The organism is Streptomyces sp. NPDC047982 (assembly GCF_043204165.1).
Classification (GTDB): Bacteria; Actinomycetota; Actinomycetes; order Streptomycetales; family Streptomycetaceae; genus Streptomyces.
This window is the reverse complement of sequence record NZ_JBIDBS010000010.1, coordinates 44,556-57,754: the sequence shown is the minus strand read 5'-3', so window position 1 is coordinate 57,754 and position 13,199 is coordinate 44,556. Positions and strand designations below refer to the sequence as shown.

The following is a 13,199-nucleotide window of genomic DNA, read 5'->3' as shown; positions in this document are numbered from 1 at the left end:
TGCCACCTGTTCACACCCTGCGACCTGGCGCAGGGTGTGACAGCCTTGCGGAAAGGGCAGCTCGCGCACCGTCGTTCGGCTTCTCGCGGAACGGAGGCAGTCTCATGGAGCCAGTCGTCACCGTCGGCCTCGACGGATCGCCCGAGAGCCTGGCCGCCGCCCGCTGGGCCGCCGACGAAGCCGGACGGCGCAGGCTCACGCTGCGCCTGCTCCATGCCTGGCCTCTTCTGGTGCCGGAACCTACCCGTATTCCCGCTGAGATGGACCAGAACTACTGGGCGAGGCGGATCTTGCGCAACGCGCGGGCGGAGATCCAGGCACATCACCCGGGCCTCTCCGTCGTCGGCAGCCTGGTCGCCGACGACGCGGAGAGCGCGCTCGTGAGAGCGGCAGCAGAGTCCGAGATGACCGTGCTCGGTTCGCGAGGGCTGCTGTCCGTCGAGAGTTACTTCCTCGGGGACATCAGCCTGTCCGTCGTGGCGCGGGCCGAGCGTCCCGTGGTCCTGGTACGGGCTGAAACGAGCGAAGAAGGTCGGCGGCCCGCGCGCACCATGCGACGCGACGTGGTGGTGGGGCTGAAGCTGCACGGCCCCTGCGACGACTTGCTCGAGTTCGCTTTCAAGGCCGCCGCAGCGCGTGGTGTGACTCTCCGAGTCGTCCACGGCCGGAGTCTGCCCGTGGACGCATACGCGCCCTGGGGTGTGGATCACGAGGTGACGGAGGGAATCGCCAGGGACGCACAGAAACTCCTCAGCCGGACTCTCCGACCCTGGCGTGACAGATTCCCACTGGTGGAGGTGACCGACAGCGCCGTACTCGTCAGCCCGGCCAAGGCTGTGGTACGAGCAGCCGACGGTGCTGACCTGCTGGTCGTCGGCCGACGTCGGCGCCGCGCCGCCCTGGCGCCACGTCTCGGCGCCGTGGTCCAGGCCGCCGTTCATCATGCGCGCTGCCCTGTCGCAGTCGTTCCCCATGAATGACACGAGGAGCGTACGGCACCAACGCCCTTGATTGACACACCAGGCTGGCCATGGGGTCCCTCGGGCTTGTTCGTGGGAGCACGCCGATCGCCGCCGATCGGGACGGGACCCTGACCGGAACCGCTCACGGGGCAAACCAGGATGCACTGCTTACCGATGCCGTCCTCTCCGGTGACCGGCTGATGTGGAAACAGGCCGTCACCCGCCCCCATGCCCCGTTGACCGGCCGGATGTTCTTGCCGTGCTTCCGGCCGGTCCCGCGGCTCATCGAGGAGTCAGTGCAGCTGGTTGAGTGCCTGCTGGAAGACCGTTGCGTGCCTGGCCTCATCGGCGGCGGTGTCGCGGAAGTAGCGGGCGGCACCGGTGTCGCCGACGGATGCGGCCCGCTTGGCGAACCCCGGTACAGACTGGTCGCTTCGTTGCGCTCCCCGGTGATGGCCTTGCGCAGGTTCGTCTTCGTGGTGCGGACCAGTCCGGCCAGGGCCGCCTCGCCGGCGAAGTGCTCGTGCAGCTCGACCCCGGCGGTGCCCTCGAACAGGCGGGCCAGCGCCGGGTTTCCGGTCTGCCGCGCGCGGGTCGCGAAGAGCATGTACTTGGCGTGGGCGAGTGCCTCACCGTGCATCGCGGTGTCGAGGTTGGCCATGGTGCGGGCGGTCTTCACCTTCGGCAGCCCAGCCGGTACCGGCACTGTGTCGGCTTTCGGCGGCGCAGGGATGGAGCCGCGGCCGGTGGTCACGACCGTGAGCGCGGCGCGGTAGGCATTACGGTGGCGGCCTTCGTCCGAGGCGATCTCGGTGAACAGTTTGGCGGCCTCCGGGTCGCCGTCCTTGCGGGCCTGGTCGGCGAAGCCGCGGTACATGACCTGGTGCTCGTAGGTCTCGCCGTTGATGGCCTGGCGCAAGTTTGCGGCGTCCGATCCGATGGTGCCGGTCAGGGTGGCAGCCTCGCGCAGGTGCTCGTTCAGCTCGGTGCGCGCTGTACTGCGGTAGAGCTTGCCGACAGCCGGGCGGGCCTGGCGGTCGGCTTCGGCGGCGAAGAGGCTGTAGGAGGCGTAGGCGAACGCCTCACCCTTCATGCCGGTGGTCAGGTCGGAGAGGGTCTGCGGACGCAGATCTTGAATCCTTGAGCATCCGGCCCGTCACTCGTTCGGCGCAACGTCGTTGGCTATGACGTCGGATTGTCCTCTTGGCCGGGCGGGATTGCGACCTCGATCGAACGGACCGTACCCGCGGTTCAAGCAGCTGATCACCGTGCATGAGATGCATCTGTGGGAGACAAGACCGCACGGACCCCACTTCGTGATCACGCGCGAAGAACTCGTGCGGCTGTTGCCGCGTCACGGGCTGCCGCCGCCCACAGCCTCGTCGTCCTCGGCCTCGGCGCGCGAGCGCGTCCGCGGTGGCGCGGGTGAAGGCGTCCGCGTTCTCCAGCATGATGTTGTGTCCGCAGGCCGGGATCGGCGCCACGGCCACCCCCCGCCTCGGTGAGCGCGTCGGCGCCGGGGAGCGGCCCGTCGGCCTCCGGCAGCAGGTAGGTACGGGGAATCCTCAGGCCCAACAGGAGTTCACGCACGCTGATCCACCATGGATTACGGGACAGCCCTTACCGAGCGGCGACCACCCCCGACTTTCCGCTCCGCCTGTGGGCCGTTCCAGAAAACCAGCCAATTCGTACTGATCGGCGCGGCGAGGGAGGCTACCCTCGGGCTCGGGCTGTGCCCGGGGTGAGGTCGGGTGAGGTCAGGCCTGTGTGGAGGCGGCAGGAAGAGTGAGCGTCACTGAGAGCAACCACCCATCGTCGTACGTGGGTTCGAGCGTGCCGCCCATCGCCTCGGTGAGGTCTTGGGAGAGTCGCAGCGTCAGGCTGTCGGCGCGCGGGGCGCCGTCGGGGCCGCTGGTGAGGCGGATACGAAGCCTGCCGTCGAAGGCTTCGGCGGTCAGTGTCGGGGGCTGCCCGGCTGGGCTGTGGCATAGGGCGTCGGCCGCGAGGGCTGTCAGGACCCGGGTGAGCTGGGCGCCATCGGCGATCACGTCGGGCTCCTGCTCCGGTAGTCGGACCTGGATGGTGCGGCCACCGGGGCCCAGGTCGTCCAGCACCGCGGTCAGCACCTCGTCCAGGCCGACGGGGCGCAGGTAGAGGTCGAGGGCCCCGCCCTGGAGCCGGTCGAGGTCGGCGAGGTCGGTGACGACCTGGGCAGCGCGCCGGACCGCCGCCCAAGCCGCATCCGTGTCCTGGCGGGCGAGGGCTTGTTCCGCCTCGCGCAGCCGTTCCCGCAGGTCGCGATCAGCTGCTCGGATGAGGGAGGCGCGGGTGCGTTCGGCGGCGGTGAAGGTGTCCGTCTCGGCGGCATGCCGGGCGAGCTTGCCGTGCAGGTAGGCCATGCCGAGTTGGGCCGCGCACACGCTCAGAACCCGCTGGTCGTCGGTGGCCAGGACGCCACGGGCCGCCAGCGTGAGGGTGTCGCCGACCGGACTTTCGACATCGGCTGCGTACGGCTGCTCCGGCGGGTGCGCACCGGCGCTGGCGACCACGTACCAGCGTGGTGCCGGTGTTGCCTCGGGAGCGCGTTCGAGCAGGCTGACGGCGGTCAGGCCAAAACTCTCCCGTACCTGTTCGACAAGGCTGGGCAGGTCCTGGCCGTGCATCATGGCGGTCGCCAGCCGGCTCAGCACCCGCGCCTCCCATGTCGCGTGTACGGCCTGCCGGGTGCGCCGGGCGGCTGCGTCGGCGGCCCCTCCCACCACGGTGGCGGCGATGACGAAGCCCGCCAGCGCGAGGATGTCGCCGCCGTGCTCGACCCGCAGTGAGTGGACGGGCGCGACGAAGTAGTAGTCGGCGAGCAGCGCCGCCGCGAGGGCCGCGCCCAATGCGGGAACCAGCCCGCCGGCCAGGGCGACGCCCACGGCGGCGAGCAGGTAGACCACCAGCACCCCGGACAGGGTGAGCCGTGGGGCGGGCGCGGCCAGGAGCAGGGTCAGAACCGGCAGGAACAGTGCGGCACCCACCGTCGCCGACCACAAGCGGCGTGGCCCGGTGCCATGGCCGGGGCGTGGCCGCCGCGTCGTGAGGGCGGAGCTGGCGGCCGCCTCGTGGGTGACCACATGGACGTCGATGGGGCCCGAGCCGAGGATCGTGCGATGTCCCACCCCGGCGTCCAGCAGCAGTGACAGTCGGCCACGGCGGCTGGCGCCGAGCACGATCTGGGTGACGTTCTCGGCCCGGGCGAACTGCAGCAGTGCCCCGACCGCCGACTCGCCCGTCGTCTGGTGGTAGGTCCCGCCCAGGGACTCCACCAGGGTGCGCTGGGCTGCGAGGGCCGTCGGATCGGCGTGGGTGAGCCCGTCGGTCGGTACGACGTGGAGCGCCAGCAGTTCGCTGCCCGGAGTACGCGCGGCGATCCGGGCAGCGCGGCGGATCAGTGTCTCGCCTTCCGGACCGCCGGTCAGCCCCACCATGATCCGCTCACGGGTCTCCCAGGGGATGGCGATGCCGTGCTCCGCGCGGTAGCGCTGCAGTCCCTCCTCCACCCGGTCGGCGAGCCACAACAGCGCCAGCTCGCGCAGCGCGATGAGATTGCCCACCCGGAAGTAGTGGGTGAGAGCCGCCTCGATCCGATCCGGCGGGTAGATGTCGCCGTGCGCCAAGCGGCGGCGCAGCACCTCCGGCGGCAGATCGACCAGCTCGATCTGATCGGCTCGGCGGGCCACTTCGTCTGGCAGCGTCTCGCGCTGGAGCACCCCCGTGATCTGCCGGACGACATCGTTCAGGGACTCCAGGTGCTGGACGTTGAGTGTGGTGATGACATCGATCCCCGCCCCCAGCAGCTCCTCCACGTCCTGCCACCGCTTGGCGTTGCGAGTTCCCCTGCCGGGGGTATTGGTGTGGGCGAGCTCGTCCACCAGCGCGACCTGCGGGCGGCGGGCCAACACCGCGTCGAGGTCCATCTCGGTGACGCCGCTCCTCGGTGGGATACCGCGCGCCGCGGCACCGTCTCCAGACCCTCGGCCACGGCAGCGGTCGGCCGCCGACCGTGCGGCTCGATGAAACCCGCGACCACGTCGGCTCCGGCGGCACGCAGACGCTGGCCCTCTTCGAGCATGGTGTACGTCTTCCCCACACCCGGGGCTGCCCCCAGGTAGATCTGCAGCCGTCCACGCGCCATCCCCGGGCTCCCGTCGGCTCGTCGCACCGATCGCCGCGCACCTCCCTCCATGGTGTACCCGGAGGGACGGAGCGCAGCGAGGCACCACCTGCCCAGGTGACGGCGCAACAGCCCATACGGTGCGGTCTCCCGTTCTGGCCGGGGAGCGGAACCCGGTCCGGCACGTCTGTGGCGTCGCGGCAGCCGGTGTCATGCCCCGGTCTGCTCAGGGCGCAGAATCGGCACCCGGATCACCGCTGCCTGTTGTTCTGGCGGCGATGCACACCGCATCCGAGACGCGCTCCGGCCGCGCCTCGGATGCGGGTCGGGGCGACCGGCATAAAGATGGAGTACAGGCTCAGGACGTCCAGGAGGCGACGCGATGCCGGGGGGGCGTCCACGGATGGCCACCCCGAGAAGACGACCACCGGGGAACGCGCCGAGGAAAGAGCGTTCCCAGCGGAGAACCGTTCGGCGACCGCGGGCACGGACATCAAGCTGGTGCCGGAGGCGATGGAGGACTACCAGATCCATCGGCTGCCCATCGTCGACGAGGAAGAGTGACTGGTCGACATCACCAGCGAAGCCGAACCGGCATGTGTCCCCCACAGGGAGGGGGCCAACGGGGCTTGAGTACACCCGGGAAGGGAGCGGTGACATGCGGCATCACATGGTCGAAGATGTCATGACCACAGCCGTTGTGAGTGCGCGGCCGGATGCAGGCTTCAAGGACATCGCCCGGCACCTCGCGGAGCATGACATCACGGCGATGCCGGTCGTCGACGGCCAAGGCCGCCCAATCGGCGTGGTGTCGGAGGCGGACCTGCTACGCAAACAGGAGAGCCAGGCGGATCCGGGCGGACACCTGACCATCACCTACCAGCAGCCCGCGGAACGCGCCAAGGCGCACGCACTGACCGCCGAGGGGGTGATGACCAGCCCAGCCGTCACGGCGCGACTGCGGTGGTCGGTCGTAGAGGCGGCCCGTGCCATGGCTCGCCACCACGTCAAGCGGCTGCCCGTGGTGGACGACGCCGGCAGGCTGGTGGGCATCGTGAGCCGTGGTGACCTGCTGCGTGTCTTCCTGCGGCGCGACCCGGCGATCCGCGAGGAGATCGCGACGGATGTCCTGACCCGGACCCTCGGCGTGGCTCCCGGCGCGGTCACCGTCCAGGTCACCGACGGACGGGTGACGCTCAGCGGCACCATGCCGCAGAGCAGCCTCATCCCCATCGCCGTACGCCTGTGCCAGAGCGTCGACGGTGTCGTCGACGTCACCCACCACCTCCGCGCGGAGCCTGACACCGCAGTCGGCACACCGCCGCAGTGACCGGTCTTACGACCTGGGAGCAATAGGGGGTGGATCAGCGAGCGGCGTCATGCGGCTTCGAATCCAAGGCGGAGGAGGGAGGCGACGCGGCGCGTCGGTGACCGACGACAACGCGGGAGGCGGAGTCGCAGGGCGCCGGGAGCCCGCTCCCTATTGCTCCCCAGGTCGTTACTCCTGGCCATCGTCCACCTTCCGGCCCGGAGGGTTGCCGCCGGAGCATCGACGTCCCGCGCTGACCTGATCCGAGCGGGTCGCTGTGTCAGCGCCCTTACACGGCGGTGGGGCGAACGTTCACTGCCGTCGCCACCCGATGTCGGCCATCAGCCGAACCCGCGGGCCCAGCCGTCTCCGTGGGTGTGCGCCTGAGCAAACTGCAGCCTGCGGTCACTCACTGGTCTGCCGGCCCGATGCGGCGGCCGGTGAGGCGCGTGGGCTGGATGCATATCCACATCCCGCGCCCGCCCCCGGCCCACGGCTCGGTATGGGCTCGATCGGCCAGCCGCCGCATGGCGCCGGGCTCCGAAACGACGCGGGCCGGGCCGACGACGAGCACGCTCCAGCCCTGGCTCATGGCCTCGTCGATGTGGTCGACTTCGAAGGCGACGTTCGTTCCCACGGCTGCGGCGGGGGCTGAGCCAGGAGCGGTACGGAAGACGACAGCGTCGTCGACGACCTCGTAATTCACCGGGATGATCGCCGGGCCGTCCGGGGTGGGCACCGCGACGCGCCCCACGCCGTGAGTGGAGAGGCGGACGCGGCACTCGTCGCGGCTGAGAGCCTGCAGTCGGGGGTGGAGGAGCGCCTGCCCCTGGCCGGGCGGTGCCTCGATGCCGACTCCGCGCAGCGACGCGACGGTCGTGCCCAGGGCGTCGGCCAGCCTGATGAGCGTCGCCAGGCTCGGATCGGCCGGCCGTTCTTCGAGGTAGGCGAGGTATTCGCGCGCCATGCCGGCCCGGTCGGCGATTTCCTCGCGGGACAGTCCTTGCCGTGTACGTTCGGCGACCACGCGTCGGCCGATGTCACCAGGACTGGCGGTGCTGTCGGGCGGGGGCGCGGCGGATATGGCACTGGCCTCGTCCACACCAGGCCGGGAAGGCGCCTGGCGTCCGCCGGGCTCATGCGCGAGGTGACGGACGTGCGCGTCGGGCCCGGGGAACACGAGCGTCACCTCGCCCGTTTCCGACCAGCGCACGTCGTAGGGAGGTGTGCCGTCCTCATGGTGGAGTCCGATGATCTCGCCGTCGCGCCTGACAGCACCGGTCGCCGGGCTTTCGATCACGAGTTGGTCGCCGAGGTGCGCTTGCATGGTCACCACCGTCTCCTGCCGATGCCGCTGTAGCCAACATGTCACGTGTGGTGTGCCGCCGCATCGGATGTCGCCCGGGATCTGTGGCCATACGGACGTGGAGGCTCGCGCACCGGTGCCCCTCACGATCGCGCACCTCGGCCGACACAGGCACCATCCTGTCCCTGGGCCTCCGCTCGGACCGGTGCCCCGGACCGCCATCCCGCACACACGCCGCCCCGTCGCCGTCGTCCCGCACGGCCGAGCCCGGTCACCTGCGGATGGCCCGCCTCATCCGGCCCCGTGTCCTGGTGGGCCGGGAAGCTCTTCCAGGACGCTCCAGGCGATGGGGCCGCCGAGCAGGTCGGCCATCCGGCGGAAGACGTCCATGAGCATGTCGTCAACGGTCAGGACCCCGATGACCTGCTGTTCGTCAAGGACAGGCAGGCGGCGCACACCGCACCGGCGGAGGGTCCGGTACGCCTCCTGCGCCCCGTCGTTCACATCCACCGTGATCACCGGGCTCGACATCGCACCGCTCACAGGAGACTCCGGGTTCAGACCGCCGACCAGGACGCGCAGAGCGAGGTCGCGGTCGGTGACGATCCCGGCGGGGTACCCGCTCTCCGTCATCACCACGGCACCGACGCCGTACGTGTCCATCAACCGGCCCACATTCCGCAGAGACGTTGCAGGAGCGGCGGTCACCGCCGGCGAGCTCCGTTCTTCAGGGTGCCGCTGATCGCGCCTTTGTCGTTGACGTCGACCGTCTGCACCTGGCTGGTGCCGACCTTGCCGACGAAGTCGCTGTAGGACAGTGAGGCCGGATGTGGTCCGGAGCGGGCGCGGGCGAGCAGCAGGACGATGATGAGCGTCATCAGGATCCACCAGAAGAGCCACCGTCCGCCGACCGGCTGCGGTTGCCGGGGCCGGGGCGTGGGCGGCTCGCGCGGCGGCCCGGGTTTGGCGGGCGGTGTCAGGTGCCTGCGCGGCATCCGCACTCGTGTGATCACTGATCCCACGCCCTTCCGTCGGCATGAACCCCGCGAACGGCCCTGAGGGGGTCGTCCGGCAGAGTCCGCCCGGGCTCACGGCCGCCAGTCGGCGACCAGGCACCGATCGACAGACGTACACGCATCTCGCAGTCACATCAACACAGCGCGCTGCCGCGAGAGCGGGCACCCCTCTCGACGACTTCCTTCAGCCGATTTTCCAGCGAGGCGGTCGGCGCGCGGCACGGTCATCTCATATGCCCTTGTGCGGCCTTCTGGCGTCGTCGGTCCGATAGGCGATGTGCTCGTGCACGGACACCACGCCGTCAACGCTCTGGCACAGGCGTTCGATGATCGGAATCAGGCTCTTGAGCTCGACGCTTCCGCTGAGAGCCACCTCTCCCTGCCTGACCTCGGCCGTTACTGCCGACGGAGCGAGCCCCATCGTTTCTTGCAGTACGTCCCGGTGGATCTCTTCCTGGATGGCCTCGTCCCGGCGGAGGAAGATCCGCAGGAGGTCGCTGCGGCTGACGATGCCCAGCAGTTTGTCGGTCTGGTCCACGACGGGCAGGCGTTTCACGTTCTGTGCCTCCATGAGGCGGGCTGCCTCGACCACGGTCCATTCCGGACGCGCGCACACGGCGGGGGCCGACATCAGCTCCTCCGCCCTGGCCCCCTCCGCCTTGGCCCTTTCCCACGCCTTCAGATGCGGGACCGGGACCAGGCCGGACGGGTCGGCCCGGTCGGCGGACTTGCGCAACAGATCGGCCTCGGACACCACGCCGATGGGCCGGTCCTGATCGTCCACCACGGGCACCGCGGTGACATCATTCGCTGCCAGCAGCCTGGCGATCTCCTTGAACGGCAGATCGTGCCGCGCCCGGACGACATCGTGGGTCATGAGCTCTGCAACCGTGCGATGACGCATTTGACTTTCCCTTCCGGGCGTCTTGAACGCTGAGGCGGCGCCGCCTCGTCGGAAGCAGGAGACGGAATGACAAAGGGGCCCTGACGCCGAAATGGCCCCTCAGCACGTCGGCGCGGCGGTCGTTCAGCTGGTTCACCGCGCGACTGACGCCGGACAGCGACAGGGCTCTGTCGGTCAGCACGCCGTCGCCGACCGCCGGGCCGATGTCGTGCAGGCAGTGTCATCGCGGTTCGCCTCCGCGGAGCAGGGTTTTGAGGTCACTATCCATGGTGCGCGTCGCGCCGGAATCAGGCGACCGCTTCCCTGGGGGCTGCCCCGCCGGGTGGACGCGGCCGCGGAGGCGAGGGCCGCCGAGGGAAAGGAGGACATCGATGAAGCCGCTCACCCGTACGGCGGTCATCGGGATCGGGAACGAGTTCCGCCGCGACGACGGGGTGGGGTGGGCCGTGGTCGCGTTGCTGGGAGAGCAGAGCACGAGGCTGCCGTTGCCCGTGGACACCGTCCTCGCACAGTCCGACGGCGAACCGGGCCGATTGATCGCGCTGTGGGAGAACGTCGGTCTCGCGGTCGTCGTCGATGCCTGTTTTCCCCCTTCGGCCCGTCCCGGGCGGACGCACCGATGGTGCGACGACCCGGCCGGTGTTCTGCGTGCCGCCGCCGGACGGCACAGCACCCACGGACTCGGCCTCGCCGAAGCCCTGCGGCTCGGTGAGAGCCTCGGGAGCCTTCCGGACCGTCTCGTCCTGTACGCGGTGGAGGGAGCGGACCACTCACCGGGCCTCGGACTGACCCCGGAGGTGGCGCACGCGGTACCCCGTCTGGCCAGGCGGATCACGGTCGACATCGAGGAGCGCGGCAGACCGCCGTCGCGCGGCCACCGCGCCGGCTGAGTGGCGCACCGGCCGTTCGGGCGTGGGAGTACACCGGCCGACCGGACACGCCGTCCAGGTCCGGACCCGGATCACGGCCGCCTGACACGCTGTCCATGGACAGCCACACCCCGTGCGGCGACGCGATCGGGTCATGGTGGGCCCCGTCCCTTCGGCGAACGGCACGGTGACGCGGAGGCGCGGAGACGGAGACGAGGGACAGGCGGATGAACGACCTCGAAGACGACCGAGCGGACTCCGGCGACCGGGCGGAGGCGGTGCTCGACCGCGGCGGACTCGACGCGCTCGTGCGTGCCCTCAAGCGGCGCGGGCGTACCGTGATCGGCCCGACCGTGCGCGACGGGGCGATCGTCCTGGACGAACTGGCTTCCGCGGACGAGCTGCCCCACGGCTGGGGGGTCGAACTGGAGGCGGGGCAGTACCGGATCCGCCGCCGTCCGGACGGGGCGGCCTTCGCGCACAGCGCGGGGCCGCAGTCGTGGAAGACGTACCTGCACCCCGAACGGGTCCGGCAGTGGACCGTGGACCGCGATGCCGTGAACGGACCGGTCGTGCGCGCCGAGGAACCGAGGAGCGTCTCCTATGCGTTCCTCGGTGTACGGCCGTGCGATCTGCGGGCCATCCGAATTCTGGACCGGGTCATGGGCGGTGGCCGCTACCGGGACCCCGACTACCTGTCCCGGCGGACGGGCGCCTTCCTGGTCGCGGTCGAGTGCACCGAGCCGGGAGCCACCTGCTTCTGCGTGTCCATGGGAGCGGGACCGGGCGTGGACGCCGGGTACGATCTCGCGCTCACCGAGCTCGTGGACGCGTCCGGCCACCGCTTCCTGTGCCGCAGTGGGAGCGAGGAGGGCACCGAGTTGCTCGCGGAACTCCCGCGCCGTAGCACCGACGAGGCCGTGCGGGCGGCCGCGGCCGGGGCCGTGCGTGAGGCCGCGGAGCACATGGGCCGGTCCATGCCCCCGGTGGACCTGCGTTCCCTGATGCGGGACAGTCTCGAGGCGGAACGCTGGGACGACGTGACTTCCCGGTGCCTGAGCTGCGGCAACTGCACCATGGTCTGTCCCACCTGCTTCTGCACCACCACCGAGGACGTCACCGACCTCACGGGCGACCACGCCGAGCGGTGGCGCCGCTGGGACTCCTGTTACGACCTGGACTTCTCGTTCCTGCACGGCGGCCCGGTGCGGGCCACGCCGCGCAGCCGCTACCGCCAGTGGCTCACGCACAAACTGGGGACCTGGCACGACCAGTTCGACAGCTCCGGCTGTGTCGGCTGCGGTCGCTGCATCGTCTGGTGTCCCACCGGCATCGACCTCACCGAGGAGGCCGGTGCCCTGCACCGGGAGGCGTCGCGGAAGGAGGCCGCGCCGTGATCCGGACGGCCGGCGACGTCCCCGGCTCGGGCATGCTCGCCGCGCTGCCCGCGGAGCACCGCGGGCCCATGATGGACCTCGCCCGCGGCGCCACGTTCCCCGGTGCCACGCGGATCTTCGAGGAGGGCGGCAGGGCCGACCACTTCTGGATCATCCGTTCCGGCACGGTCGCGCTCGACATCCACGTGCCCGGTCGCGGACGCGCGGTCGTCGAGACCATCGGCGCGGGCGATCTGCTCGGCTGGTCATGGCTGTGCCCGCCCCGGCAGTGGCACCTCGGTGCCGAGGCCAGGGACCCCGTTCTGGCCTGGGAGTTCGACGCCTCCTCGGTACGCGCGCTGTGCGCCGAACGCCCGGCGCTGGGCCTGGCACTGGTCACCCTTGTCGCCGAGACCATCGGGGACCGGCTCCGCGCCACCCGCACCCGGCTGCTCGACCTGTACGGGCCGCACGAGTGCGGACCGGCGCCATGTCCCTGATCCCCCGTCCCTACCGGGTGGTGGACCGCCGGGAGGAAACCCACGACACGGTCACACTCGTGCTGGATCCCGCCGGGGAGCCGCTGGAACTCTTCGCACCGGGCCAGTTCGCGATGCTGTACGCGTTCGGCGTCGGCGAGATTCCCGTGTCCCTGTCCAGGGCCCCGGGCGGCCACCGGCTCATGCACACGGTACGCGCCGTCGGAGCCGTCTCGCGCGCCCTGTGCGGGCTCATGGCCGGCGCGTTCGTCGGAGTGCGCGGACCCTTCGGTACGCCTTGGGACATCGAGGCCGCCCGCGGCCGCGACCTGCTCGCCATCGGCGGCGGCATCGGCCTGGCACCCCTGCGGCCCCTGGTCGACACGGTTCTGGCCCAGCCGCACCGGTTCGGGCGGCTGAACGTCCTCGCCGGCGCCCGGACGCCCGGCGACCTTCTGTACCAGGACGAGTTCCCCGCCTGGGGGAAGCCGTTCAGCGCCGTCACCGTCGACCGGCCGTCCGGCGACTGGGGCGGCCGGGTCGGAGTCGTCACGACGCTCCTGCGTGAGGCCCGGTTCCGGCCGGGAAGGACCATTGCCTTCCTCTGCGGCCCGGAGGTCATGATCCGTGCGACCGCCCGCGAGCTGATCCACCGAGGCGTGCGCCCGGGCCATGTACAGGTCTCCCTCGAACGCACCATGCACTGCGCCACCGGCCACTGCGGACACTGCCAGCTCGGGCCCCTGCTGCTCTGCCGGGACGGCCCGGTCGTCGGCTACGACCTGGCCGAACCCCTGCTCACCGTGAGGGAACTGTGAG

General features: G+C 70.7%; 13 protein-coding genes and 2 pseudogenes. 7 read left to right on the top strand and 8 right to left on the bottom strand.

All coding sequences use genetic code 11. From position 1 onward, the window contains the following. The first annotated feature begins 104 nt into the window (after positions 1–104). Entirely contained in the window at positions 105–980 is an 876-nt protein-coding gene (locus ACGF2V_RS14670) for a universal stress protein (protein ID WP_362626295.1), read from the top strand. A gap of 124 nt (positions 981–1,104) precedes the next feature. Here ACGF2V_RS14670 and ACGF2V_RS14665 read toward each other — a convergent pair whose 3' ends face one another. The 4 genes and pseudogenes from ACGF2V_RS14665 to ACGF2V_RS14650 all read right to left on the bottom strand — a co-directional run. After that, positions 1,105–2,055, bottom strand: a complete 951-nt coding sequence (locus ACGF2V_RS14665; protein ID WP_362706233.1) for a ferritin family protein — start codon at positions 2,053–2,055, stop codon at positions 1,105–1,107. Between the two features lie 301 nt (positions 2,056–2,356). After that, positions 2,357–2,555: pseudogene (locus ACGF2V_RS14660) on the bottom strand (alpha/beta hydrolase); the annotation flags it as partial. A 164-nt stretch (positions 2,556–2,719) separates the two neighbouring features. Continuing rightward, positions 2,720–4,435 (bottom strand): DUF4118 domain-containing protein, encoded by a 1,716-nt coding sequence (locus tag ACGF2V_RS14655; protein WP_362706288.1) that lies wholly within the window; start codon positions 4,433–4,435, stop codon positions 2,720–2,722. A gap of 129 nt (positions 4,436–4,564) precedes the next feature. Further along, positions 4,565–5,079: pseudogene (locus tag ACGF2V_RS14650) on the bottom strand (sensor histidine kinase KdpD); the annotation flags it as partial. A 387-nt stretch (positions 5,080–5,466) separates the two neighbouring features. On the opposite strand from ACGF2V_RS14650, the gene ACGF2V_RS14645 reads away from it, so the two are divergent. After that, positions 5,467–5,685, top strand: a complete 219-nt coding sequence (locus tag ACGF2V_RS14645; RefSeq protein WP_362626289.1) for a hypothetical protein — start codon at positions 5,467–5,469, stop codon at positions 5,683–5,685. A gap of 94 nt (positions 5,686–5,779) precedes the next feature. Next, positions 5,780–6,451: a CBS domain-containing protein gene (locus tag ACGF2V_RS14640; RefSeq protein ID WP_362626286.1), complete on the top strand. Its 672-nt coding sequence runs from the start codon at positions 5,780–5,782 to the stop codon at positions 6,449–6,451. Between the two features lie 388 nt (positions 6,452–6,839). Here the strand turns inward: ACGF2V_RS14640 and ACGF2V_RS14635 are convergent, their stop codons facing one another. The 4 genes from ACGF2V_RS14635 to ACGF2V_RS14620 all read right to left on the bottom strand — a co-directional run bounded on the left by ACGF2V_RS14635 (position 6,840) and on the right by ACGF2V_RS14620 (position 9,656). Further along, on the bottom strand, positions 6,840–7,757 hold the full coding sequence (locus tag ACGF2V_RS14635; RefSeq protein ID WP_362626311.1) for a pyridoxamine 5'-phosphate oxidase family protein: 918 nt from the start codon (positions 7,755–7,757) through the stop codon (positions 6,840–6,842). 270 nt (positions 7,758–8,027) lie between these two features. Next, positions 8,028–8,399 (bottom strand): CBS domain-containing protein, encoded by a 372-nt coding sequence (locus ACGF2V_RS14630; protein ID WP_362626284.1) that lies wholly within the window; start codon positions 8,397–8,399, stop codon positions 8,028–8,030. 41 nt (positions 8,400–8,440) lie between these two features. Then, positions 8,441–8,731 carry an ATP-dependent metallopeptidase FtsH/Yme1/Tma family protein gene (locus ACGF2V_RS14625; RefSeq protein ID WP_362626281.1) on the bottom strand — a complete coding sequence of 97 codons (291 nt, stop codon included), beginning with the start codon at positions 8,729–8,731 and terminating at the stop codon, positions 8,441–8,443. A gap of 250 nt (positions 8,732–8,981) precedes the next feature. Next, positions 8,982–9,656 (bottom strand): CBS domain-containing protein, encoded by a 675-nt coding sequence (locus tag ACGF2V_RS14620; protein ID WP_362626278.1) that lies wholly within the window; start codon positions 9,654–9,656, stop codon positions 8,982–8,984. Positions 9,657–10,027: 371 nt separating this feature from the next. On the opposite strand from ACGF2V_RS14620, the gene ACGF2V_RS14615 reads away from it, so the two are divergent. From ACGF2V_RS14615 to ACGF2V_RS14600, 4 genes are all read left to right on the top strand, one after another. Continuing rightward, positions 10,028–10,546 (top strand): hydrogenase maturation protease, encoded by a 519-nt coding sequence (locus tag ACGF2V_RS14615; protein WP_362626275.1) that lies wholly within the window; start codon positions 10,028–10,030, stop codon positions 10,544–10,546. A 206-nt stretch (positions 10,547–10,752) separates the two neighbouring features. Continuing rightward, complete coding sequence (locus ACGF2V_RS14610; protein ID WP_362626273.1) at positions 10,753–11,922, top strand: 4Fe-4S dicluster domain-containing protein; 1,170 nt, start codon at positions 10,753–10,755, stop codon at positions 11,920–11,922. A gap of 32 nt (positions 11,923–11,954) precedes the next feature. Then, complete coding sequence (locus ACGF2V_RS14605; protein WP_362626308.1) at positions 11,955–12,401, top strand: cyclic nucleotide-binding domain-containing protein; 447 nt, start codon at positions 11,955–11,957, stop codon at positions 12,399–12,401. Beyond that, on the top strand, positions 12,392–13,198 hold the full coding sequence (locus ACGF2V_RS14600) for an FAD/NAD(P)-binding protein (protein ID WP_362626270.1): 807 nt from the start codon (positions 12,392–12,394) through the stop codon (positions 13,196–13,198). The genes ACGF2V_RS14605 and ACGF2V_RS14600 overlap by 10 nt, the downstream gene beginning before the upstream one ends. Position 13,199 lies beyond the last annotated feature (1 nt).

Coding starts and splice junctions, on each gene's coding strand:
- ACGF2V_RS14670 (WP_362626295.1), top strand. CDS start 105: ATGGAGCCAGTCGTCACCGTCGGCCTCGACGGATCGCCCGAGAGCCTG.
- ACGF2V_RS14665 (WP_362706233.1), bottom strand. CDS start 2,055: ATGAAGGGTGAGGCGTTCGCCTACGCCTCCTACAGCCTCTTCGCCGCC.
- ACGF2V_RS14655 (WP_362706288.1), bottom strand. CDS start 4,435: ATGGTGGGGCTGACCGGCGGTCCGGAAGGCGAGACACTGATCCGCCGC.
- ACGF2V_RS14645 (WP_362626289.1), top strand. CDS start 5,467: ATGGAGTACAGGCTCAGGACGTCCAGGAGGCGACGCGATGCCGGGGGG.
- ACGF2V_RS14640 (WP_362626286.1), top strand. CDS start 5,780: ATGCGGCATCACATGGTCGAAGATGTCATGACCACAGCCGTTGTGAGT.
- ACGF2V_RS14635 (WP_362626311.1), bottom strand. CDS start 7,757: ATGCAAGCGCACCTCGGCGACCAACTCGTGATCGAAAGCCCGGCGACC.
- ACGF2V_RS14630 (WP_362626284.1), bottom strand. CDS start 8,399: ATGGACACGTACGGCGTCGGTGCCGTGGTGATGACGGAGAGCGGGTAC.
- ACGF2V_RS14625 (WP_362626281.1), bottom strand. CDS start 8,731: ATGCCGCGCAGGCACCTGACACCGCCCGCCAAACCCGGGCCGCCGCGC.
- ACGF2V_RS14620 (WP_362626278.1), bottom strand. CDS start 9,656: ATGCGTCATCGCACGGTTGCAGAGCTCATGACCCACGATGTCGTCCGG.
- ACGF2V_RS14615 (WP_362626275.1), top strand. CDS start 10,028: ATGAAGCCGCTCACCCGTACGGCGGTCATCGGGATCGGGAACGAGTTC.
- ACGF2V_RS14610 (WP_362626273.1), top strand. CDS start 10,753: ATGAACGACCTCGAAGACGACCGAGCGGACTCCGGCGACCGGGCGGAG.
- ACGF2V_RS14605 (WP_362626308.1), top strand. CDS start 11,955: ATGCTCGCCGCGCTGCCCGCGGAGCACCGCGGGCCCATGATGGACCTC.
- ACGF2V_RS14600 (WP_362626270.1), top strand. CDS start 12,392: ATGTCCCTGATCCCCCGTCCCTACCGGGTGGTGGACCGCCGGGAGGAA.